Origin of the sequence: Rhodanobacter sp. B04 (assembly GCF_002001125.1) — a bacterium.
Taxonomy (GTDB): domain Bacteria; phylum Pseudomonadota; class Gammaproteobacteria; order Xanthomonadales; family Rhodanobacteraceae; genus Rhodanobacter.
The window spans coordinates 229,904-253,577 of record NZ_MUNV01000026.1 but is presented as its reverse complement, the minus strand read 5'-3'; the positions used below and the strand labels follow the sequence as shown (position 1 = coordinate 253,577).

At 60.9% G+C, this 23,674-nt stretch carries 22 protein-coding genes; 5 read left to right on the top strand and 17 right to left on the bottom strand.

All coding sequences use genetic code 11. The features are described from left to right. Positions 1 to 37: 37 nt before the first annotated feature. The 3 genes from B0E46_RS15915 to B0E46_RS15905 are packed head-to-tail and all read right to left on the bottom strand — an operon-like array spanning position 38 to position 3,025. Positions 38 to 1,258, bottom strand: coding sequence for a sensor histidine kinase (locus B0E46_RS15915; RefSeq protein WP_077556712.1), 1,221 nt, complete (start codon positions 1,256 to 1,258; stop codon positions 38 to 40). Positions 1,259 to 1,302: 44 nt separating this feature from the next. After that, positions 1,303 to 2,082, bottom strand: coding sequence for an ABC transporter permease (locus B0E46_RS15910; protein WP_254425183.1), 780 nt, complete (start codon positions 2,080 to 2,082; stop codon positions 1,303 to 1,305). A gap of 13 nt (positions 2,083 to 2,095) precedes the next feature. Continuing rightward, positions 2,096 to 3,025 (bottom strand): ABC transporter ATP-binding protein, encoded by a 930-nt coding sequence (locus tag B0E46_RS15905; RefSeq protein ID WP_077556710.1) that lies wholly within the window; start codon positions 3,023 to 3,025, stop codon positions 2,096 to 2,098. 292 nt (positions 3,026 to 3,317) lie between these two features. Between B0E46_RS15905 and B0E46_RS15900 the strand changes: the two genes are divergently transcribed. The 4 genes from B0E46_RS15900 to B0E46_RS15885 all read left to right on the top strand — a co-directional run bounded on the left by B0E46_RS15900 (position 3,318) and on the right by B0E46_RS15885 (position 7,003). Further along, positions 3,318 to 4,814: an aminotransferase class III-fold pyridoxal phosphate-dependent enzyme gene (locus B0E46_RS15900; protein ID WP_077556931.1), complete on the top strand. Its 1,497-nt coding sequence runs from the start codon at positions 3,318 to 3,320 to the stop codon at positions 4,812 to 4,814. Between the two features lie 189 nt (positions 4,815 to 5,003). Continuing rightward, entirely contained in the window at positions 5,004 to 5,387 is a 384-nt protein-coding gene (locus tag B0E46_RS15895) for a PsiF family protein (protein WP_077556709.1), read from the top strand. Positions 5,388 to 5,503: 116 nt separating this feature from the next. Beyond that, positions 5,504 to 6,136: a uracil phosphoribosyltransferase gene (gene upp, locus B0E46_RS15890; RefSeq protein WP_077556708.1), complete on the top strand. Its 633-nt coding sequence runs from the start codon at positions 5,504 to 5,506 to the stop codon at positions 6,134 to 6,136. A 429-nt stretch (positions 6,137 to 6,565) separates the two neighbouring features. Next, positions 6,566 to 7,003: a glutaredoxin family protein gene (locus B0E46_RS15885; RefSeq protein ID WP_077556707.1), complete on the top strand. Its 438-nt coding sequence runs from the start codon at positions 6,566 to 6,568 to the stop codon at positions 7,001 to 7,003. Positions 7,004 to 7,084: 81 nt separating this feature from the next. Here B0E46_RS15885 and pip read toward each other — a convergent pair whose 3' ends face one another. Next, entirely contained in the window at positions 7,085 to 8,041 is a 957-nt protein-coding gene (gene pip / locus B0E46_RS15880; RefSeq protein ID WP_077556706.1) for a prolyl aminopeptidase, read from the bottom strand. Positions 8,042 to 8,103: 62 nt separating this feature from the next. Further along, a complete protein-coding gene (locus B0E46_RS15875; protein ID WP_077556705.1) occupies positions 8,104 to 9,495 on the bottom strand; it encodes an FAD-binding oxidoreductase in 1,392 nt (463 codons plus the stop codon). A gap of 119 nt (positions 9,496 to 9,614) precedes the next feature. Here B0E46_RS15875 and serA point away from each other — a divergent pair, with 119 nt between their 5' ends. Beyond that, positions 9,615 to 10,847 (top strand): phosphoglycerate dehydrogenase, encoded by a 1,233-nt coding sequence (gene serA / locus B0E46_RS15870; RefSeq protein ID WP_077556704.1) that lies wholly within the window; start codon positions 9,615 to 9,617, stop codon positions 10,845 to 10,847. A 55-nt stretch (positions 10,848 to 10,902) separates the two neighbouring features. Here the strand turns inward: serA and B0E46_RS15865 are convergent, their stop codons facing one another. The 12 genes from B0E46_RS15865 to B0E46_RS15810 form a co-directional block, all read right to left on the bottom strand. Next, a complete protein-coding gene (locus B0E46_RS15865) occupies positions 10,903 to 11,655 on the bottom strand; it encodes a hypothetical protein (RefSeq protein ID WP_077556703.1) in 753 nt (250 codons plus the stop codon). A 324-nt stretch (positions 11,656 to 11,979) separates the two neighbouring features. Further along, positions 11,980 to 14,256 carry a glycosyl hydrolase family 28-related protein gene (locus B0E46_RS15860; protein WP_139350587.1) on the bottom strand — a complete coding sequence of 759 codons (2,277 nt, stop codon included), beginning with the start codon at positions 14,254 to 14,256 and terminating at the stop codon, positions 11,980 to 11,982. 63 nt (positions 14,257 to 14,319) lie between these two features. After that, complete coding sequence (locus B0E46_RS15855) at positions 14,320 to 15,675, bottom strand: hypothetical protein (protein WP_139350586.1); 1,356 nt, start codon at positions 15,673 to 15,675, stop codon at positions 14,320 to 14,322. Between the two features lie 2 nt (positions 15,676 to 15,677). After that, the gene (locus tag B0E46_RS15850) at positions 15,678 to 16,280 is read right to left on the bottom strand and encodes a putative phage tail protein (protein ID WP_077556700.1); all 603 of its coding nucleotides are present in this window, start codon (positions 16,278 to 16,280) and stop codon (positions 15,678 to 15,680) included. Further along, complete coding sequence (locus B0E46_RS15845) at positions 16,277 to 17,398, bottom strand: baseplate J/gp47 family protein (protein WP_077556699.1); 1,122 nt, start codon at positions 17,396 to 17,398, stop codon at positions 16,277 to 16,279. The genes B0E46_RS15850 and B0E46_RS15845 overlap by 4 nt, the downstream gene beginning before the upstream one ends. Before the next feature lie 65 nt (positions 17,399 to 17,463). Beyond that, positions 17,464 to 17,910: a phage GP46 family protein gene (locus tag B0E46_RS15840; RefSeq protein ID WP_077556698.1), complete on the bottom strand. Its 447-nt coding sequence runs from the start codon at positions 17,908 to 17,910 to the stop codon at positions 17,464 to 17,466. Continuing rightward, positions 17,907 to 18,488 (bottom strand): phage baseplate assembly protein V, encoded by a 582-nt coding sequence (locus B0E46_RS15835; protein WP_077556697.1) that lies wholly within the window; start codon positions 18,486 to 18,488, stop codon positions 17,907 to 17,909. The genes B0E46_RS15840 and B0E46_RS15835 overlap by 4 nt, the downstream gene beginning before the upstream one ends. Beyond that, a complete protein-coding gene (locus tag B0E46_RS15830; protein WP_077556696.1) occupies positions 18,485 to 19,555 on the bottom strand; it encodes a phage baseplate assembly protein in 1,071 nt (356 codons plus the stop codon). Before B0E46_RS15830 ends, B0E46_RS15835 begins: the two co-directional genes overlap by 4 nt. Positions 19,556 to 19,558: 3 nt before the next feature. Further along, positions 19,559 to 20,911, bottom strand: a complete 1,353-nt coding sequence (locus tag B0E46_RS15825) for a DNA circularization N-terminal domain-containing protein (protein WP_077556695.1) — start codon at positions 20,909 to 20,911, stop codon at positions 19,559 to 19,561. Further along, positions 20,908 to 22,845 carry a phage tail tip lysozyme gene (locus B0E46_RS15820; protein ID WP_077556694.1) on the bottom strand — a complete coding sequence of 646 codons (1,938 nt, stop codon included), beginning with the start codon at positions 22,843 to 22,845 and terminating at the stop codon, positions 20,908 to 20,910. Before B0E46_RS15820 ends, B0E46_RS15825 begins: the two co-directional genes overlap by 4 nt. Before the next feature lie 105 nt (positions 22,846 to 22,950). Continuing rightward, positions 22,951 to 23,241, bottom strand: a complete 291-nt coding sequence (locus tag B0E46_RS15815; RefSeq protein WP_077556693.1) for a phage tail assembly protein — start codon at positions 23,239 to 23,241, stop codon at positions 22,951 to 22,953. 42 nt (positions 23,242 to 23,283) lie between these two features. After that, complete coding sequence (locus B0E46_RS15810; protein ID WP_077556692.1) at positions 23,284 to 23,658, bottom strand: phage tail tube protein; 375 nt, start codon at positions 23,656 to 23,658, stop codon at positions 23,284 to 23,286. Positions 23,659 to 23,674 lie beyond the last annotated feature (16 nt).

Sequence of the window (23,674 nt, the reverse complement as noted above, 5' to 3'; positions counted from 1 at the left end):
TCGAAAGGGGCCAGCCCGGGGACCGGCGTGACGGCGATCAGGCCGCAGGATATCCCGGCGCCGCACGCACCGGCGACGTGGCAGGCGATGGATTCCGCGACGTCTCCACCAGGCGCAGCACTGGCACAGGCACAACCACCCGCAGGCGCGTGCCGTTGCCACGCGGCGACTCGATGGTCAGGCTGCCACCCATAGCGAGTACGCGTTCGCGCATGCCGCAGATGCCATTGCCGTCGCTGCTGATGCCACCGCGGCCGTTGTCGCTGATCTGCATGCAGGCGCTGGCGTGTTCGCGCAGCAGGTCGACCTGTACGCGGCTGGCGTCGGCGTGGCGGGCAATATTGGTGACCGCTTCGCGCAATACCAGCGACAGGCCTCGCTCGATCTCGACGGGCAGATCCACCGGCAGCGAGCCGTACTCCAGATGCACGCGCGAGGATTCCAGCAGCAGACGCGCCGAGGCCAGTTCGGCGGCCAGGTCGGTGGCACGGATGCCGGTGACCGCACTGCGCACTTCGGCCAACGCATGGCGCGCGACCTTCTCGGCCTCCTCCACTTCGCGTCGGGCCGCATCGACATCGCGGTCGAACAATTTGCGCGACAACTCCAGCTTCAGCGTGATCAACGACAGCGTATGCCCCAGCAGGTCGTGCAGATCGCGCCCGATCCGCTCACGCTCCGCCGTCGCGGCAAGCCGGCGCACTTCGTCATGCGAAAGGCTCAGAGCCGCGTCTTTCTCCTTGTTGAGATGCTCGACCACGACAATGGTGCAAATGATGAGAACCGTGACCGGCATGATCACCAGCAGCGCCTGCGTATACCCGATCCACCAGGCCAGCCCCACATAGACCAGGTTGAGCAGCAACACCTGGATCGCATAATTGCGAAACCGCCACATGTCGCAATGGCACAACATGATGCAGCCATACACGAAATAGCTGAGGCCGCTCGGATACCAGCGCATCAACCCAAAGCACAACGCCGCCATGCCCCACGCATAGAAATGCGCCGTGCGTCGCGACGCCAGCTGGACCTTGGCGAACAGCAGCAGAAATACCGGATACGAGCCCAGCGTGCACAGCAGCCAAGTCATGTTGTAACCGCGCAGGCCATGATTGAACAACGGCGTGATGAAGATCCAGAACGACCACAGCAAGTGCACGCTGTCGGCCCACGGTGACTTGCCGCGGCGAATGTCGTCGGCCACACCGGAATCCGGGGCCGGGGCAAACCAGCGGGCAATGAAGGCGGGAATCATGCTGTGGCCGGCCGCTGCGGTATGGACATGCGTGGCATCCTACTTCAACCGTTCCGGCGCAGGCGCCGCGCCGCCAGCAGCAGGAACCCGACGGCGAACCCGCACAGCGTCAGCACATGCGGCAACAACGGACCCTGTTTCATGCCCACCGCCGCCAGCGCCAGCTGGTCGAGGTGGTAGCTGGGCCATACCGGCGCGATCTGCTGCAGGAATTTCGGCAGCATCGGCAACGGGAACCACAGGCCCGACATGAACGACATCGGCAGGTAGATCAGTTGCAGCATGCCTGGTGCGCCCTGACCCTTGATCAGCGTGCCCACGAACATGCCCAGCGCACAGAACGGCAATACACCGAGTGCACCTGTAAACAACAAGGCAACTATCTGGACAGGCGCCAGCGTCACATGCCCCAGCAACAATGCCATGACCAGCAACGACAGGATGACCACGGTGGCAGCAACCATCGCCATCAGCATCTTGCCCAGCAGGTAGGCGCCTGGCGGCATCGGCAATGCGCGCTTGAAGGTCAGCAAGCCGCCGTCACGCTCCAACGCCAGCGACACGCCGAAGCCGAACAGGCCCGGACTCATCACACCGAATACGCCGTAGCTGGCCAGCAGATAACGCGCCGCATCCGGACCATTCGACTTGGCCATCAGCACACCGAACAGCAGATAGAACATCGCTGGAAACAACATGATCGGCAGCATGAAGCCAGGCGCGCGCATGTAGCGCAGACACTCGCTGCGCGCCTCTTCCAGATAGGCGCCGATGACGCGACTGCGCGGCATCGCACTCGTCGTTGCCAGTTTGGTGACAGGCATAAAGGTTTCCATCTCAGGCGGCCTCGCGCTGGTCGTTATCCGATGCCTCGTCGGCATCGCGGGTGAGTTCGGTGAATGCTTCGGCCAGGCCAGCACGGTGTACTTCCAGTTCGCGCAGGTGATGGTCGGCATCAAGCAACCGGCGCACGACGAGTTCGGCATCGGCGGTGGCGATGTACAGACGTTCCTCGTCCCGACGTACTTCACTGACTTCGGGCCATCCCTTCACGATCTCGAGTGGCAACGCGCTCAGGCAGCGAATGCGCTTCATCGCTACCCGCGCACGCAGCTCATCGACCGTGCCCTCGTGGATCATCCGTCCATGCGCCATCACGCAGACGCGGTCAGCGAGCGCCTCGGTTTCTTCCAGGTAATGCGTGGTCAGCAGTACCGAGCAGCCTTCGCTGGTCAACTGGCGGATCGCGGCCCACAGCTTTTGCCGCGCCTCGATATCCATGCCCACGGTCGGTTCGTCCAGGAACAGCAGTTCAGGCCGGCCGCACAGCGCCAGTGCAAATTGCACGCGCCGCTGCTGGCCGCCGGAAAGTTTCGCGTAGGGTCGCTTGAGCAGGTCGGCAATGCCGGCCAGCTCCGCCGTTTCCGCCAAGGCGCGTGGCGCCGGGTAATAGCTGGCCGTCAGCCGCAGCAGCTCACCTACCCGCAGGGTTGGCGGCAGCTCGGCGTTCTGCAGCATCACGCCGATGCGCCGACGCGCCTCGATCCGCTGCGGGTCCTGTCCGAACAGCTCGACCGTGCCGGCATCGGCGCGGATCAGCCCGAGCAACAGGCCGATCGCGGTGGTCTTGCCGGCGCCGTTGGGGCCGAGCAATGCGAGCAGTTCGCCGCGCTGCAGGCGCAGGTCGGCGCCATCCAGCGCGGTGAGTTCGCCATAGCGTTTGACGGCACCGCCGAGGCGGGCAATTGGATCAGGGGAATGCGGCATGTGGGCTCCTCCAGTGCCACTCATCCTGTGCGGAAACAGGCGCCGCAGGCAGTCGCCGGCGTCAGTCATCGGGGGTGACAGGCGTCACCTGCAGCACGGGCACGGGGTTACGGCCGCAAGCGCCACAAGGTATCCTGTGAGGGATAAGGCCGCCTGCAAGGCACTGATTGGATGGCCCTAAATGCCTGAATGCATTCAGGAAGCACTGTCCCTCGTGCGTTCCGGCATGCATTCATCAATGTCCGCCAGCCCGGCACTGCATGCCGCCCGGCGGAGCTACGGAGGATTCATCATGGGCGTGATCAACCAGCTGCGCGAACTGCGCGAATTCGGCGGCAAGCCGCGGACCACCGGTCTGGACGATGCCAGCATCGAGCGCATGGCGGCCCACGATCCCCTGCTCGGCCAGGCGATTGCCGAAGCCGTGGCACGCCATCGCGAGTTGCGCGCCGATCTCGGCGATTTCCTCAAGATCGATGAAGCCGAGCAGTTGAACCAGGTCCAGGCCGGCTTCGTCAACTTCTACCCGGACGATGCGATCAACCCGTATCTGGCGGCGGTTGCGCGCGGCCCGTGGATCGTCACCCTGAAGGGCGCCGTGGTGCACGACAACGGCGGCTACGGCATGCTCGGCTTCGGCCACAACGATCCGGCGATCCTCGAAGCGCTGAGCCGTCCGCAGGTGATGGCCAACGTGATGGCGCCCAGCGTGTCGCAGCTGCGCTTCACCGCCGCACTCAACAAGGAACTGGGCCGCACCCGCGGCGGCAGCCCGTATGCGAATTATCTGTGCTTGAACTCCGGCTCCGAGTCGGTCTCACTGGCCTGCCGCATCGCCGACGTCAATGCCAAGCTGATGACCGATGCCGGCGCCCGCTATGCCGGCCGCACGATCAAGCGCCTGGCGGTAAAGGGGGCGTTCCACGGCCGCACCGACAAGCCGGCGCTGTATTCCGATTCCAGCCGCAAGACCTACCAGCAACACCTGGCCAGCTACCGCCACGAAGACAGCGTGCTGACCATTGCGCCGTATGACATCGCACAGCTGGAGGCCGCATTCGCCGACGCCGACAAGCACGGCTGGTTCATCGAGGCGATGTTCCTGGAGCCGGTGATGGGCGAAGGCGATCCGGGCCGCGCGGTGACGCCGGAGTTCTACAAGGCGGCGCGCGCGCTGACCGAGGCCCACGGCACCCTGCTGCTGATCGACTCGATCCAGGCCGGCCTGCGCGCACATGGCGTGCTGTCGATCACCGATTACCCCGGCTTCGAGAAGCTGCCGGCACCGGACATGGAAACCTTCTCCAAGGCGCTCAACGCCGGCCAGTATCCGCTGTCCGTGCTGGCGGTCAGCACACGCGCCGCCGGGCTGTACCGCAAGGGCATCTACGGCAACACCATGACCGCGAACCCGCGTGCACTGGACGTGGCGCTGGCCACGCTAGGGCAGCTCAGCGACGACGTGCGCAACAACATCCGCGAGCGCGGCAAGGAATTCGTCGACAAGCTCAACGCGCTGAAGAACGAGCTGGGCGGCCTGATCACCAAGGTGCAGGGCACCGGCCTGCTGTTCTCCTGCGAGCTGGCACCGGAGTACAAGTGCTACGGCGCCGATTCCACCGAGGAATACATGCGCGAGCACGGCGTCGGCGTGATCCATGGCGGGGTCAACTCGCTGCGCTTCACCCCGCACTTCAACGTCACCAGCGCCGAGATCGACCTGGTCGTGGCGCACGTGCGCAAGGCCCTGCTGGAAGGGCCGCGCAAGGCCAAGGCCGAGGCGGCCTGACCGGTTCGCCCTGCTCCGGCAAACCGAGCGGATGCTGTACCCGGACCCTGTCGATGGCAATGCAGTCAGACTGCGTTGCCATAGATGAATACCGCGCGCATCCGATGGCCGACGACCTTCCACGGCAGACGCCGGCCGGCATAGACTTGCCACGCCGGCAGCTGCCGGTCACCTAGGGAGGACTCCACGATGTCGATGTCAGTACGCATGCTGGTCATCAGTGCCGCTTTCGCCTTTGCGGGCGCCGCTTTCGCAGCAGCCCCGCAGGCCGGCGCAGCAGCCCCTGCCGCCAAGACGCTCAGTTCATCGCAGCAGCGCATGTCCGACTGCAACAAGCAGGCTACCGGCAAGACAGGGGCCGACCGCAAGACGTTCATGAGCTCCTGCCTGAAGGGCGAAAGCACCGCCGCAGCGGCACCTGCTGCCGCCGCACCCACGGCCAAGCAGACCCAGCAGGAAAAGATGAAGAGCTGCAATGCTCAGGCCAAGACCCAGGCACCGACTGGTGCTGCCCACAAGACCTTCATGAGCAACTGTCTGAAGGGCGGTGCGGCGGCAGCCGCCACGCCGTAGTCCCTCGCCGTACCGCTCCTGCACACGCACGTCATGAGCGCGCGTGCGTGTGCAGGGCTGCTTCGCTAAGCTCCCCGACTGTCGCGCACCACGCGCTGCCCTTGAAGACAGTCCCCATGAAGATCGTTGAAGTCCGCCATCCGCTGATCCGGCACAAGCTCGGCCTGATGCGCCGCGCCGGCATCAGCACCAAGGAATTCCGCGAGCTGGCCTCCGAGGTCGCCGCACTGCTCACCTACGAAGCCACCAAGGATCTGGAAACCGTCGAGGAACGGATCGACGGCTGGGCCGGCCCGCTGCAGGTGCACCGGATCAAGGGCAAGAAGATCACCATCGTGCCGATCCTGCGCGCCGGCCTCGGCATGCTGCCCGGCGTGCTGGACATGATCCCGTCGGCCAAGGTCAGCGTGGTCGGCGTGCAGCGCAACGAGCAGACGCTGGAACCCGTCGCCTATTACGAGAAGCTCAGCGGACGCATGGACGAGCGCATCGCGCTGATCGTCGACCCGATGCTGGCCACCGCCGGCACCCTGATCGCCGCCGTCGACATGCTGAAAGCCGCCGGCTGCAAGCGCATCAAGGGATTGTTCCTGGTCGCCGCGCCGGAAGGCCTCCAGCGCATCGAGGCCGCCCATCCGGACATCGAGATATATACCGCGGCGATCGACGAGCGCCTCAACGAGCATGGCTACATCCTGCCGGGCCTGGGCGATGCCGGCGACAAGATCTTCGGTACCAAGACGTCGTGAGCAGAAATGGCGGGAAGAAACGAGAAATTAAGAGGCGCAAGCCGTGAGACGACCTTGACATTTATCAAATATTCATGATTAGCTTCGCGCGTAGTGACCTACCTAACATATGTAGCCGCTACTGCACTACGCCTTCCATTATCATTGGCATAAGGAATTTCCTATGAATATGAAGAAGAAGTTACTGATGGTAGCATTGGGGACATTTGCTTTAGCGTTAGGCGCATCATTCAGTGCATCGGCTTCAACTGTGAGTAGTTGTTGGCTCGCATGGTACAGCTGCACAAATGCCTCGGGAACCACTATAGCATCATGTACTAAGGCATTGAACGCGTGCCTGAATACAGTCTCTCAAGGCGATCAATAATAAATTGGCGTAACTTCCCTAAAAACCCTGTCGGCTAGACAGGGTTTTTTGCGAGCTATTGTATGAAAAATCTAATCATAGGCATAATACTTGTTGCCGCATGCTTTTTTATCGGCATTGAATCAGGCCCAAAACTTCGATCTATCTATGAGGATAGCTCGAAACAAGCTCCCGAAACCTCTGGAAATTTCAGCAAATGGTACAAGATAAATAGAGTGAATGTTGTGATCTTCACAACATCAACATGCCCCTTTTGCAAAAAAACTAGATATATTCTAGAGTCGAATGGAATAGAATATAAAGATTATGTTACAGACGTAACAAAGACTGCTGAAGAACAATATCTCTCTTTAGGGGAGAAGAATGTTCCGATTATTCTTATTGGAAACACGAAATTACGTGGACTAAATGAAAAAGAGCTAATCCAAGTCCTTAATGCCAATAAAATTTGCGGAACCAATCTTTGCAAAACTCCCGCTGCCCTCTCTGCAAAGATATAAGAGATTATCAAAAGGCTGTTACCCCGTTCAATTTACAGACTTCACTTCATCGTTTCTCGTACTCTCCGCTCACTCCGCACTTCAGCAGCCGAAACAGTCGGTCGCCTCCACCAGCTCGTGCAGGATGCCCGGCTCGAATGCCGAATGCCCGGCATCCTGCACGATGTGCAGATCAGCCTCGGGCCATGCGCGATGCAGGTCCCATGCGCTGCGCAGCGGACAGACCACGTCGTAGCGGCCCTGCACGATCACGGCCGGGATGTTGCGAATACGGTCCACGTTGCGCAGCAACTGGTCGTCGTGCGCGAAGAAACCGCCGTTGACGAAGTAATGGCACTCGATGCGTGCAAACGCCAGCGCGAACTCGTCCTCGGCGCTGGATTCGATATGCGCCGGATCCTGCCACAGGAAGCTGGTGGCCCCCTCCCATACCGACCAGGCACGGGCGGCATCGGTACGTGTTTTCGGGTCGGTGCTGGTCAAGCGCCGGTGGTATGCGCTCATCAAATCGCCGCGCTCGGCCTCCGGAATCGCGTTGAGATAGGTCTCCCAGGCATCCGGATACAGCGCGTCGCAACCCTTCTGGTAGAACCACTCCAGCTCCCAGCGGCGCAGCATGAAGATGCCGCGCAGCACCAGCTCGGTCACCTTGTCCGGATGCGCCTGCGCATACGCCAGCGCCAGCGTGGAACCCCACGAACCGCCGAACACCTGCCAGCGATCGATCGCCAGATGCCCGCGCAGCCGCTCGATGTCGGCGACCAGGTCCCAGGTGGTGTTGTCGGTCAGCTCCGCATGCGGCATGGACTTGCCGCAGCCGCGCTGGTCGAACAGCACGATGCGGTAAATCGCCGGATCGAAGAAGCGCCGGCACTTCGCATTGGTCCCGCCACCCGGGCCGCCATGCAGGAACACCACCGGCTTGCCGTTCGGGTTGCCGCTCTGCTCGTAATACAAGGTATGCAGCTCGGAGACCTTGAGCATGCCGCTGTCAAAGGGCTCGATCTCGGGATACAGCGAACGAAGCGGCGACGACATGACGGCTCCTCAACACGAACGGACAAGCCGCCTAGACTAGCATGAGCCCCGCTTGGGGCCCTTCAGCCGTCCGCAAACAGTTTGCCCGGATTGAGGATGCCGTTCGGATCGAATACCTTGCGCACGCCCCGCATCAGGGCGATTTCCGCCGCGCTGCGAGTGCTCTCCAGATAGGCCCGCTTGACCAGTCCGATACCGTGTTCGGCCGAGATGCTGCCGCCATGACGCTGCAAGGTCGCGGCCAGCAGTTTGGTGACGTGCTCGCATTGTGCAATGAACGCTTCTTCGGCCAGTTCTTCCGGTCGCAGCACGTTGATGTGCAGGTTACCGTCGCCGATATGACCGAACCACACCACCTCGACTTGCGGATACTCGTGTGCCAGCAATGCCTGCATCTCGTGCAGAAACGCCGGTACCGCACTGATCCGTACCGACACGTCGTTCTTGTATGGCCGGCGCGGCGCCAGGCTTTCGGTAATGCCTTCGCGCAAGCGCCACAACGCGGTAGCCTGCGCCTCGCTTTGCGCAATCACCCCATCGCTGACCCAGCCCCGCTCCAGAGCATGTTCGAACGCTGCCAGCGCGGCGTCCTGCGCCGGTTCGTCGGCGGCATCGAACTCGGTCACCACGTAGTACGGATAGTCGCCCTCGATGGCCCGCTGCGCGCCATGCGCCAGCACGTGCTCCAGCGCGCGATCGGTAAAGAACTCGAATGCCTGCAGCGCCAGTCGTGCACGGAACAGCGCAAACACCTGCATCAAGGCATCCATGTCCGGCAACGCCAGCAGCATCACCTGCGACGGCGGCGGCGGATCGGTGAGTTTCAGCGTCGCTTCCACCACGATGCCCAGCGTGCCCTCCGAGCCGATCAGCAGCTGACGGAAGTCGTAGCCGCTGGAGTTCTTGATCAGGCCGCGATTGAGCTCGATCAATTCACCGCTGCCGGTGACCACCTGCAACCCGACGATCCATTCGCGTGTGTTGCCGTAACGGATCACCCGGATGCCGCCGGCATTGGTGGCGATATTGCCGCCGATCGAGCATGAACCGCGCGCGGCGAAGTCGACCGGGTAGATCAGGCCATGGCTGCGGGCAGCTTCATGCACGGTGTGCAGGGCGATGCCTGGCTGTACGGTCAGTGTGCGATCCACCGCATCGAAGTCCAGCACGCGGTTCATCCGCTGCAGGCTAAGCACCACCTCGCCGTTCGCGGCGACTGCCCCGCCGGACAAGCCGGTGCGCCCACCCGACGGCACGATCGCCACGTCGTGCTCATTGGCCCAGCACAGGATCGCCTGTACCTCATCGATGCTTGCCGGCAACGCGATCGCCAGTGGCGCGGGCGTCCAGCGCCGGGTCCAGTCGCGGCCGTAGTGCTCCAGGTCAGCCGCCGCCACGAGCAGGCGCAGATCGGGCAACCGGCGGGAAAGATCGGCAAGACGGGCGTCGGACATGCAGGGCTCCAGAGTCTGCGCACAGCCTGCCAGCCGCCTCGTGCCACGTCCAGTGTTGCAATGCCGCAAATCGCTTCGGCTCTGGCATAGTAGGCATTCATTCCTGCCCAGGCCGATCCATGCAGACTTCCTACCCCCGCCAAGACATCAAGGTGTTGCTGCTGGAGGGCGTCAGCGCCAGCGCGGTCGAGAGTTTCCACCGTGCCGGCTACAGCCAGGTCGAGCTGCATGCGAAATCACTGCCGGAAGCCGAGCTGAAGGCACGCATCGCCGACGCGCACATCGTCGGCATCCGCTCGCGCACCCAGCTCGGCGAGGACGTGCTGGCACAGGCCAAGCGCCTGATCGCGGTGGGCTGCTTCTGCATCGGCACCAACCAGGTCGACCTGGGCGCCGCGCGAAAGCTCGGCGTACCGGTGTTCAACGCGCCCTACTCCAACACGCGCAGCGTGGCCGAGCTGGTGATCGCCGAGGCGATCATGCTGCTACGCGGCATCCCGCAGAAGAACGCGCTGTGCCATCGCGGCGGCTGGACCAAATCCGCCGCCGGCAGCTTCGAGACGCGCGACAAGGTGCTCGGCATCGTCGGCTACGGCCACATCGGCACCCAGGTCGGCGTGCTGGCCGAGAGCCTGGGCATGCGGGTGATCTTCCACGACATCGAAACCAAGCTGTCGCTGGGCAATGCGCGCGCGGTTTCGAGCCTGGACGAATTGCTGGAACGTGCCGACGTGGTCACCCTGCACGTCCCCGAAACTGCAGCCACGCAGATGATGATCCGTCGCGAACAACTGGCCAGGATGCGTGCCGGCACGATGCTGATCAACGCCTCGCGCGGCAGCGTGGTCGATATCGACGCGCTGGCCACGGCGCTGCGTGAAGGCCATCTGGCTGGTGCCGCGGTGGATGTATTCCCGCTCGAACCCAAGGGCAACGACGATGCCTTCGTCTCGCCGCTGATCGGCATGGACAACGTCATCCTCACCCCGCACATCGGCGGCAGCACGCTGGAAGCACAGGACAACATCGGCATCGAGGTCGCCAGCAAGCTGATCCGCTACAGCGACAACGGCTCGACCCTGTCCGCGGTCAACTTCCCCGAAGTCGCCCTGCCCGAACACCCGCACAGCCGTCGCCTGTTGCACATCCACCGCAACGTGCCCGGTACGCTGTCACGCATCAACGAGCTGTTTTCGGCCAGCAACATCAACATCGATGCGCAGTTCCTGCAGACCGACAGCGAAGTCGGTTACGTGGTGATCGATGTGAGTGCCGACGCGCAGCAGGCGAACGCACTGAAGGGGCAACTGGCAGCCATTCCCGGCACGTTGCGAAGTCGCGTGCTGTACTGATCGGCATCACGGCAGCCCGCGCGAATGCGCAGGCCGCCACCACCCGGCCTCATGCTCAAGGCAGTTTGCCGGCGGGCTTGGCACGTCCTGCGGCAACCTTTTTGCGGGCCATCGGCTTGTTTGCCGGCACCTTCGCCACTGCAGAGCTCCCGCCATTCCCCTTGGCGGCAACCGCCTTGCCCCTGGCTGCCGGTTTACCCGATGCGCGACGCTGTTCCACCCGATGCTCCTCGCGAAAGGCTGCGGCATAGGCTTTCAGCTCGTCTTGCAGTTTCGCGCTGATGCCCGGCACGCGATCGATGTGCCGCAGCATCTGCTGCATCAACTCGTAGTCGTGATAGTCGCGGTAGGGCTTGAGATCGAGATCCGCCGGCACCTTGCTCAATCGCTCGTCGCCGATCGACTTCACGTACTTCTGCATGAAGCGGTCGTACGCCTTCCAGGTGATGCGCTCGGCGTTCACTGCAGCCTCTTCGGCCCGGGTGGCAATCTGGTGCGCATGCAGATAGTGCAGGCCGAGCTGATCGATCAGGGTCTTCTCCACTTCCTCATGCAGGATCAGGAAACGATCCACCTCGATGGTGCGACCGCGGAATGTGAAACTCTTCGGCAGATGCCGGTCGATGTAGATCGTCTTGCCATCCTGGCTGTAGCCGGCGAGGTAGGGAATGTCGTGCTCGCGATCCAGCTTCTTCACGCGACGCAGGATCGCGTCCAGCGCACGGTCCAGCATCAGCGCCGACACGTACCAGTCAGGCGCCTTCAGCTTGATGTGGGGGGCATTCGGATGACAGCAGTTCGTCGGCATGCGCAAGCTCCGGGGCAGTGGATCCGGATACAGCCTAGCGCGCGGTTGCCCGCGGCGTCGCGTGCGCACCAAAGACAACGGCGCCCTTGGGCGCCGTCACGTGGTTCTTGCGAATTGGTCGGGGCGGCCGGATTTGAACCGACGACCCTCTGCCCCCCAGGCATGGGGGCAGTCATGGCTATGCCGATGATTACCATGCAAAACAGGGTGTTTACACTGACTCGAAAAGTCGCCATTTCGATCTAATCGAATCAATGAGTTGCAATGCAATAGGGAGGGGCTCTACTGCTTTGGGCTACCACTCCCGCCCTGAGTTGTACGCTATCAGACCGTCACGAAAGTTGGCGCAGGCCAGGCGATCGCCGTCGCCGCTCCCGTGCTGCCACCGAATGCAGCATTCAAGAAGACGGTCGTCCCGTTGATCCTGCAGATACGATAGACCGTGGCGAACGCGTTAACGGTAATATATTGTCCCTCACGTAAGGACGGCACTGAGTCCACCAAGTTGAGCAATGTATTGCTACCGTTGGTGCAGTCCGCAACGACACCGCTAAGCGTTCCGAAAGTCCCTGCTACGCTGCATACGGATCGGAAACTGCCCGCCGCAGGGGTAGCCAGCGTGATGCCATTGCCTTTGGCCCAGCTGCCTTGGGTCGGAGCGGCGGCTTGGACGCAATCGCGAAACTGGGCGAGGTCAGTGGCGCGATGAAGAGTGATCTGATCAAAAACGACGTTGTCGGATTCGATGCACGTCGCATTGATGAACTCGTTGCCTATGCCCGATGTATCGACAAAAAGACCTGTGGTCGGCGAGTTGCCACTGGCATAGGTGTCGGATTGGCAACTGGCCTGATTGTGTTTTACCTCGATGCCTTCCAGATAGCGATTCAGGCCCGATGACGCAGAGGTGATGATGTTGATGCACGCGCCGGTCGTGTCGCTGAATTCATTGCTGACAATCATCAGTCCGCGCACGCCGCGCACAGCGATGCAGCCGAACTGCGGACGCAGACCGGTGAACTTGCTGTTGCTGATGACCCAGCATATGCCATTCGAGCACGAAGAGCTGATCGTCTGACCAATGATGATGCCGCCGCGATACGAGGTTGACCCGATCGGGTATACCTCATGCGTATTGTTGTCGAACACCACATCGCTTAAACCACCCCCGTTGACATCCTCCACCGTGGAGTTCAGGAAGGCGCAATTGGTGACTCGTAGACAATCCGTTTCACTCTGCGGAGTTTTGCTGGATGTCGATGTACTGATGGCGCGATAGCACAGGTTGAAGCTGCAGTTATCGACAACCCATCCGCGAATGTTTCGCCCGGACTGAAGACCGTTGAAAAAGGTGATCGCTGCCGTATTGACCGTTGCAATATTCAGAAATTTGCAATTAACGATTTTCACATTGCGATAGATGCTGAAGCCATTATTCGGCTCAAAATCGATAGCGCCCACTGACGCGGAAAGCGTGGGGTTACCGATATTTTTGAAGACGCAGTTGTCGATCGTGATGCCATCGGCGTCGATGCATGAAATACCGTTGCGATTGGTGGAAATCAGGCCATCAAACACACAATCCCGGAAGGTGACGTTGACGTTGTGACGCTCATCAGTACCGCCAATGCCTGAACCGACATAGCAGCCATCGCCACGCATACCGGTAAAATCTACACGCTCTATGACGGGGTTCGTACATCCGTTGAGCGATAGCAAACAAGTGAAGGGTGAATAGCCGAGCGTGTCCACCATGCCGTACAAGGTCATGTCGGCGAGATAGATTCCGGTGATGTTGTTGGCGACTGAGGCGCTCCCGGAATTGGCGTAGAACATGCCAGCCGTGCCATACGCGAAATTTCCCTGCACAATGGTCTTGCCGCGACCCTTGCCGATCATGCGGCTGCCGCTGTGCAGGACCAGTGAGGCCGAGTTAATATTGATCGTGCCTTCGGGCAAGACTACGGTATAGGCGGCGGTGATCGCGGCTTGAATGGCCGACGTTGCATCGTAGGTTGACGTGCCGCCGAGAATGGCGGCCAGTTGAGCTACGGGTATGAAGTCCGCAGCGTTCACACTGTCGAGTAGCTTGGCTTGTGTGGTGCGGGCCACCGCGCCCGTTCCCGATGGCATAAAAGCCACCAAGGACGCTCCCATGCCGGGGGCTGGACTGGCTAAAGCAAGTATTTCATTGAGCAGTCGGTCATAGCACACCACCCATGAGCCAGTGCCGATAGCCCCTGATTTTTGATAAATCGTATTATTTGTTAATGTGGAGTCGGTGGTAACGATGGCCATGCGTCCGTCAGGCGGCGTTAAATCGGCGTGCAGCGCGGCAAGTGTGGAATAGACCGCGGGTGCGCCATTGAAAATGGACTTTAAGCTCTGCAAAACTTGTGTATATGCCGTTTTTGATGGAGTCGCCCCGGATGCTGAAACGATGCTGAGCAATTCCATCATGACGGTATTGAGAAAATCGGCGGGAACATCCGTGGGCTGCTGTCCTGCAGATGCTTTTCCATCCGTAAAATAGCCCGGAGTACCTGGCGCAGATGGTGTCGGAAGCGAAGCGGCGGCAGTGGTATTGTCAATCTGATACATGAACCTTTCTCCGGAAAATAAAAAAACCGCCGAAGCGGTTTATGCCTTATGCCTGTTTATGGATTACCACTCGACAATAAGTGATCCATTGCCGCCTTGGCCGCCAACGCCGCCCAAAACGCCACCGTTGCCACCGCAACCAGGCATTTGTCCATTGGATCCCGCCGAAGATATTCCGTTTAACTGAATGAACGAAGCACCGCCGAATGAAATACCGCCGCAAGCCTGCAGATAGGTTCCCGACCCTGTTGCTGTTTGAGTGGTTACGCCGCCACTACCTCCTGGTAATGAGACCGTTCCGCCGGTTCCTGTGCCGCCCGCGCCAGCCGAACCCGATGTAACCCCTGATCCGGCCGTACCCCCGAGACCCCCTCCGGCCGTGATGGATCCGAAAGTGGTGTTGCCGCCCGGAGACCCGTTACCGGTAGTTCCGGCGACACCTACGCCAACGGAGTAAGCGATCACCGTGCCAGGGGTCGTTGCGATAACGCCCTCTTCATAGTCACCGCCACCACCGGACCCGCCACCATTTCCGGCTGAGCTGCCACCGCCCGTGCCACCAGCACCTCGCGTGCGATGCCGTATCTTGTAGACACCCGCTGGAACGGTGAAATTCCCGGCGCCTGTTAGCGCTTGCTCTTGGCCGTACCAGCCGAGCTGCGCGCACTCCAGTACACGAGAGGCCGTTTCAGCCGCTAGCGCCGTGGCCGCATTGCCTGCAACGACGACGTCTGCGGCGACGTAGGCCGCAGTGAGTGCGGTGTCTGCCGCTGATAAGGCACTCGCGGCATTGGCGGCCACAACCATATCCGCTGCGATATAAGCGGCGGTAATGGCGGCGCTCAGCGCATTGAGCTGCGCCACAGTGACGGCGTGGTTCGTTTGCGTGCCACCGGGAATGGCTAGTGACCCACCGGCAGTTGCCACCAGAATCCAAGATGTCTGACTGGCGCTCCAACGCATGGAAACCATGCCGCTGGTGATGATCTCACCACCCTGAAGGGGAAGATCAGACAGGCCAATGACCGGCTGCGGGGTGAGACCGTACACCTCCATGGTGGTCGCGCCGGTATTGGCATTCACTGCACGGAAAGTCACCAACTGGCCATCGATCAATGCCGGGGTGGGCTGCCGCATCGTGACGATATAAGCATTCGCGACGCCAGAATCTGTGCCAAACGCGAGAGCACCCCCCTGAATGACGCCAGCAACTTGGCTGTAATTGGTTTTCGATGGCGTTACCGCCGCTGCGGCGAGCACATTGATCAGTTCCATCATCAACATATTCAGAAAATCAGCGGTGACGATGGTTGCTGCCGTACCGGTTGTCTGATTGCCCAGAATAAAATATCCCGGAGTACCTGGCGTCGCCGGCGCAGGCAAGGTTGCTGAAGATGTTGCGTTGTCAATCTGATACATGGTCAAGCCCCATAACAAAAAAGAAGCGTGGAATGCGCTGGAGCGATAGCTCGCAATTCGCACTCAAGGACTGGGATGCCCCAGCTGGCCAGCGGATCACCGGCATGCATGACGCCAACGGCGGCATAGGTGACAGCAGTGGTGGTGGGCACGTTGATGGACCAGGTGTAAAGCCACTCATGGCCACCCAATCCGAACGTGCATGAACTCTGGCCGGATCGAAACGGCGCGTAATTGCTTACCGCGACCGTGTAGCCGAGCTGAGCCGCCAGCGCGATGAAATAGGCCGCTGTCTGACCGCCGCTATTGGTTAGACGCGCCACGACCTGCGCTTCACGCGCCGGGATAGTGGGGGCTGGTCCCTGGCAAGGGTCGGGAAGCCCGAGCGACAATTCCCATTCGGTCAACAAATTGACGGCGGTCGACGGGAAGGCATCCACCAGAAGCGCCGTTCCGGCTGCGCCGCTGCGTTGGTATGTCGGCGCCAGCGCCGCCAATACCTGGAGCTGGATGCTGTTGGGATCATCGTTCCAGACGCGGCCGCGTGGCAGGAGCGATTTGAGCGCGGATGCATAATCGGCATCCGCAAAATCCAGCGTGCTCATAAATAGGTGACCGTGCCCAACGTCGGAAGCTGGCCGATCTGGTTGGGTATGTTGCCGACCGGCGAGATGATGACGAAGCCGGACGTGCCGGAGATTGAAGCGATCGCCGATTCAATGTCCGATAGCTGCACGATCGTGCCATTCGCGGGCTGGCCATCATTCAAGAACACTTCGCTGATGGCCGCGGCAATGGCATTGCGTGTCGCAGTCGATGAACTGGACAAGCCGGAAATCTCGAAATTGATCGGGTTGGCTACGGGGGCGCAGACATAGACCATGGCGGTCACTGGCTGCTGCGGATAGATCGCGTTGGCCACGGTCAGTTGGTCGCCCGTGGCGATCGCCGGCGCGATGAATCGGCTATCCATCGGCGAGCCACCGTCGGTGCCTTGCGGGAAGCCACCCTCGAGCGCATTGGCGGCATCGAGCATGATGTAGACCACGACGGTGCCCGAGCCGAATCCGTTGGGATTGCACCAGGCCCGGGTGACGCCAGGGACAGCCAAGGCCCAGGTCAAATAATCGCTGACGGATCCGCCTTCAGGTGGGGTCTGAAACGCCTGCAGCATGCGAGCACGCAGCGAATCATCGGTTTCCTGATCCGTGCCACCCGTGATGGCCGTGGTAGCCACACCCGTCGACTGAATGCCGGCAATCGGCGTACCCAGCGTCATCAACACGCCGGCGGGAGAATTACCTGCCGACCCGGCGACGGTGGCCACGATGGGAACGCTTACGGAACTACCACTCACGGTGGCTGAACCTGTCGCTGTATAGGCGGTGCCATCGCTACGCAAGATCGGCGTGCCGGCATTGATGGTTCCCGACGATCCCTGGAAAGTGACGGTGGCACATATCGACGCCTGCGCGGCTTCGCGGTAAATGTTCTTGAGCGCAGCCCAGGCTTCCAGCGCTTCCTCAATCGCGGTGTAGGGGATCGACTGAAGGCCTATGTAGTCGAGGTAGCCGTAGTGAAGATTCGCCAGACCGGCGAGAGAAGTGCCGAGCACCCCGAGATTCGAAAAGCGCAGGAGGCCGTCGGCTCCCGGAATGTTCGAATTGATATCCGCAGCGACCTGCGCGCGCAGCGTAGACAGCGTCGGTCGGGAAAATGGCATGGAATGCTCCGGACAACAAAAAGCCGCCCCTAGGCGGCTTCAAAAAAGGAGGTGAGATGGAAATCTCAGTTCAGTTGATTCCACGCCCAGTTGAAGCTGAGCGCACGCTGGCTTCCATTGGATTGATTGATGGTGATCTGGATCGTCAGCATCGACGGAGCAACGATCGCGGTGACGATATTCATCGCCAGGGCCACACCGTCATCGAGCATCCATTGCAGCGCTTCGGCCACGTAACTCTTGGCGGTGACAGCCACCGAGGGAAGCAATTTGGCGCGGGTGAGCAACCAAAGGCGTGAACCGATGGGAACGTTCTGGTCAAGGTCACCCCACCAGCCGCGCCGGTCACCCGTGGCATCGGGCAGCACATCCGATGCATTGGCCAAACGGTCCGTGAAAAGACTGATCAGGACCGAGGTGGCCAAATCGTCGCCATTTTTCAGGGTCGCGCTTTCAACTATCCAATCACCTTGCGAATTGGAGACGTCCCAAACGGTAGCGATATCACTCATTGGGTCGGTTCCGGTGGTGTCGTCACTCCGCTGGCCGGGTGACCGTGTTCGTTGTACAAGACGCGATCCGCCGCCATGCTGCGCACGCTGTCACTCACATTGCCACCGGATTCGATATCGCCCGTCACCTTCAATAACGGCGTATTCATCGTGACCCCGCTGCTGGCATTGATCGTGACGGTGGCAGCGTTGTTCACGGTGACATCGGTGTTTTTGGCATCAATGACAATGCCGCCACTCTCCGTGAAATAGACCGATTTTCCCCACAGGTCATAGACCATGACCTCGCCTTCTTGCAGGCCGGTGGGTCGACTGGGCTGATGTGCCGTGGCGATCACCACACCGTTGGAACGGTCTCCGTTGAGGAACGCCACCACAGCATCCGATTGAAGTGGCGGACGCGAGGTAAAGCCGAATTCCGCCAGCCGTGGTGTCGCATCGTGAATCTCGAACGGACCCATGCTGAGTTGAAGGGTCTGCACGCTCCCCGTGTCATTGCTTGTCGTGACACGCCCGCGCCCCATGACAGACAGGATGCGGCGGTAAAGCCGGTCAATCGCCCCGGCATGCGACGTCATGACGCGACCACCGGCACATCGCCAAACATCGGCTGCAGGATGATCGGCTCCGGTTTGAACGCATCGGGCGGCATGAGCACCAACTCTGCCGTGGTGCCCTGATCGTTGCTGCGCATATAGGTCACTTCACCGATCAGAAAATTATCCGCGGCCAGCTTCAGCGAGGGTAATTGAACGGGCGCCAAGGTATTGGGTGCCCACAACGCGCCAGCAGAATCGCGCCAGCTATCCACCGTGACGCGCACCATGAGCGAATGACCGGCCCGCCTTGCGCATTCCCAGCTGGCGCGCTTGACCGCGAACCCATAGGGATCACCCGATGATCCTTCAGTGATGATGTATAGATTGCGGTACCGGGGAACGTTGGGGTCTTTGCTGGTCGCTGCCAAATTCCCCGTGTTGCCGAGGTCCTGAAAGACATCGACCGCCTGCAGAAACGCCTGGTAGATGCTGTAGCGCTGATCGACGGCATATTCGATCGAGGCGCGCTGCACGTTCTGCCCTTCCGTGAAGCCGCTGGCCGCATTCACTGACCCCACTTGCGCCAGCTGCAAACTGCCATCGGGCATGTCATAGGCCAGCACGGCGGAGTAACGCGAGATGCGTTCGATCACCTCAAAGGCCGATTCGCCCAGCATCAGGTTGAACTGTGGAATGATCGGCAGACCGCTCACTGAGGATTGCACGGTAATGCCATAGGCGTTCGCCAGTTGCTGCGCGATGCCCAGGGCAGACGCGCCGCTGATCTGACCACCTGGCCATTGCGCCGAGCAATCCAGCAGGTCGCTGCATTTTGAACGCCCCATGACATGGATGCTGTGTTGCCCCGCTTCAAAGCTCGGTATGAAACGATCCACGTACCCAGTCAATACAAGATCGGTACCGAGTTGCACCGTGCATGGCGTGCCTGGCGCCACAATGACCTTGTCGAGCTCGCCAGGATAGAGTTCGGTCAGCCCGATATCAAAATCGGAGGGGCAGCGCTCAATACCCCGGGTAATGCGAATGTCCGTCCAGCCGGATATTGCCTGACCCGCAATGGTCAGGATGAGATCGTCGGCGGCCATACGTCAGCTCGTCAGCCCTTGGAAGCTCATCGGCATGAAGGCGGGATGGATAGGCACCGCCTGTTCGACCAACTGATCCGAACGGCTCGCATCCTGATAGATACGGTTGGCCAGTGTCAGCGCCGGCTGCGTCGACTTGAAGGCAAATGTCGTGAGGGATGCCAAATTGGCGCCATTGGCCGTGACCGCGGCGACAACGACTTGTCGCAGTGCCCGCAGCGCGCCGTAGCTCGCATCATCGCCATTGTCGCCGGCAATCAGGATTTCGCCGTCGATCAGGCTGGTCACTTTGGACCGCAATGCCAGGGCATCGTCATAGGAACTGGGCGAATACTGCACGGCGGCCTTGGCAAGCTGCGCGATGGAAGCGCGCCGAAGCATGGCGCCGGTGGCGTTTTGCGTGGTGGCCTGCCCGGTGCCAATCGTTGAGCCGCTGGTGTATTGATCGGGACTGAAGACCGATAGATTGCTCAGCAACCGGATCGCATCCGCCGGATCGGCGATGCTTTCGAAAAGTGTCGACGCGAGAGACTGCGACGCCGTCGAATAAGTGTCGATCGAGGACGCCTCAAACCCAATCGCGGCGGCGATAAGCGACGCCGACGCTGAAGCAATCGCTACGCGGTCATTCGCCCCTTGGGCGATGAGATCGGCGATGGTCGTGCTCGGCAGCGTGGTTTTCTGCGATTGCGCGTAGGCCGTGGTAACCGCGCCGCCCGTGTAGCGCCCGTAATTGCCATCGAGCAGGCTGACCATATGCATGAGGTTGGTCGCATCGCGGGCCACCTGTGCGGCCAGCACCACATAGCCGGCCGTCACCGAGACCACCATGCCGATGATGGCCTGCCCGTACTGGATGACACCGTTCATCGTGCCCAGGAAATCACCGGCGGCGGCCGCGTCGAGCACAGAGGATGCATCAAACACCGATGCTTGCGTGGTGGTGCTGACGCTGGGGAAAAGACGATCGCCGGATTCGATGAAGCTGAAACCGATTTCAAATGCCCGACCGAGATCCCACCGTTCCGCGACAGACAAGCCACCATCAGGAATGCTGACGGTGAGCTGCCCCAGCGTGGGGTGGATCAGAATGCCGGGGCCCGACGTTTCGGCCGCTGCGACCATGGCATCGCGCTGCGCCAGCGCGCTGCCACCGCCATAGACCATGCTGTTCTCGACCAGGAAGCCGGTGAGGTTGATGCGGCGCGTGGAACGCCCGAGATCCTCGATGTATGGCTTGTCACGCATGGGGTATTCATGCATGGCCACGCGGCGGCCGAAACGGGCATTGCCACCCATCACACCGAAGGGCACGCCACGGAAGGAGGCTTGCTGCAACTCGTCAAACCAGCTCATGCGGATGCTCCAACAGCGGAATATCCGATGCGCGGTGGCGCGGTGGTGGCTGCACCGGTGGATGTGGCCTTGGCGGTCGTCCCAGGCGGTGCATTCTTCAAGGTGACCTCGACCTGTACAGCGCCCGCTTTGGTCGAGGCTGCGCCGCTGGTATAGGGGCCCTGCGCCATAGCTATGGCCTGGCCGCCACGATTCGCGGCCGCTTCGGCAGCCGCACCAGGGCGCTCATAGAACCGCGAAACGATGCTGCCGGCGTCATACGCGCTATTCGTTCCGCGGAGCCTGTCACCGGCCGCCTTTTCAGTTCCCTGCGTCAGCTCGTATTGCACGAACCGCATTTGTTCATCGGCTGTCGAACCCTGAATGCTGTGCCCTGCCCAACGCGCAAAATTGCGCTGGCGATCTGCATGCCATTGGCCCAAACCATAAGCCGCGCCGCGATCACCGACAGCTCCCGGATTGAATCCACTCTCTTCACCCAGATTGGCAGCAATGCCGGCAGCTTGGTTGAGTGACCACCCTTGGCTACGGAAGAAGGAAAGGGCAGCCTGTTGATTCTTGATACCACCGCGAACGATTTTTGTACTGCTGGTGGGATCAAGAAAACTTTTTGCCGTGAGATTGTCGAGGTAGTCCTGATAATCGGCCTGGATCTTGGCCGATGGGCGCATCTTTTCGAAGATGCCGGCGCTGTTCTTGAAGAACTCCAGCGAGCCAGCCGAACCACTTTTCAGCAGCTGCTGTTGCCGCGCTTTGAAAGCGGCGTCATCGCCATGCTCCGAAGAATAAGCCGCATAATCGGCATTCGTAAACTGGCCTGCTCCGAACCCGGTCATCTGACTGGCCGATCCACCTGGACGGAATATATATTTCGTGCCGTTATAGAGGTTTCCGACAGCTCGAAAACTAGCCACGACACCGTCCAGCACTTCTTTCAGCTCACTGGCTGAACCTTTGGCATCACTGAAAAATCCGGTGACCTGGGTGCCGACTGCTTTCCAGTCGACCTTGCTGACACCATCAGCGATCGCCTTGATCCATCCCGACACATCGTTGCTGATCAGTTCGCGATTCTTTCCGATCCAGCTCGATAGATCATCGATGAAAGGTCGGATGGCCGGCATTGCCTTGTCCATGATGGACTGCCCCAAGCCCTCGGCAGAAATCTTCATGCCCGCCAGGCTGAGCGCGAAATCATTGGCGTTCTGGATGTCCTGCGGCGATGAGATGTAACCAAGCTTCTGCTGCAGGACTTCGTATTTCTTGATGCCATCCTCACCTTGTCGCAGCAGCGGGAGCAGCGAGGTCATCCCGAGCTGGCTGGCGATCAGTTGCTGGGCCCAGGGGTTGTTCTTCAGCTTGCTGCTGTTCATGACCTTGGCGACCGCCATGAACTCGGCATTCACGTCCCATGCGCCGGACTTGGTCTTCTTGAGACCGATGCCGAGCCGGTTGAGCATCATCAGGGCGCCCTGATTGCGGCCCCAACGCGCGTCCTCCATGGTGGTGCCCAGCGCCCCCAGGCCGGAGACCATGCTTTCGGTGCTGACGCCAGCCAGCGTGGCAACACCCTGATACTGCTGCAGCATGCTCGTGCTGATGCCGATGCCTTGGGCGGCATAAGTGACCGAGCGGCCGAACTTTGCCCAGCGATCGGCCAGCATGGTGATGCCGGCGATCGACCCGATGCCGGTGATCGCGGCGATCGGCGCCGCAATGCGGCCGATTGATTTCGCCACGCCGAGGCTGGCCTTGCTGATATGACCAAGGCTCTTGGCAATGGGATTGTCAGCCAGAGCCGTGTCGAGGCGCTTGAACGACTTGTGCGCTTCCTCGAACGGACGCGTGATGCGCCCCATCGCATCGTTGACCTTCTTGACCGTCGCTGTCGCGGCATCCGTCGCCGTGATGACGATGTTGAATTTATTCGTCATGCGAGGTCATCCGTTTGGCCTGGTCGTTCCACCAGGTCAGGTCCGTCAAGGTCAGGGCCCATGCCGCGTAGGGACCCCAGTGGTAAAAGCGGGTGAGTTCCGCGATCAGCTCTGGCCAGCCTCCAGCGCGCCAGCGTCGGAGATCTGTCCGAAAAAAGCGCCCACCGTGCGCAGGTCGCGCTGGCATAACTGCTCGATGGCACGCCGAGGAACCTTGGTCACCGCACTGGCCAGGTTGATGGTGATATCCGTATCGGTGGCCGCACCGACCTGCGCCTTGGCGATTTCGCCGGCATTGGGTTCGCGCAGGGTGATCTCCGCCCATGTTTGAGCCGCATCGCCGGTACCGAGCACCAGCGGTTTGTTCAAGGTGATGGTTTTTTCTTCTTCGAACATGAGAATGCAGCTCCAGAAATGAGGGGTTTGAGACGGGATGAATCAGGCTTCGGTCACAGCACCCTGCTGACCTTCCCATTTCACGTCGATGGTGGCGTCGGTGGATTTGGCCGTCTGATCCTCGACCGACCACATGTTGCGGCCGATGATGGTTTTGCCGTTGGCCAGCTCCACCACGATCGTCACGTTGACCATGGCATTGAGGGAGGCCACGCTGAGGCCCCCGGAGTCGCGAAGGGTGCAACTGATATGCGGTGCCACCGGCTTTTCGCTGAAGCCGTGCACGGTGTCCATGCCCGTGAGCGATTCGCGGGTGACCAGCGATGGCTTGTATTCAAAATCGCCGGCAAGCATGTAGGTGACGCCGTCGACCGAGAGGTATGCGGTACCGGCAAGCCGGTTGGTGGGGTTTGCCATGGTGTTCTCCGGACAA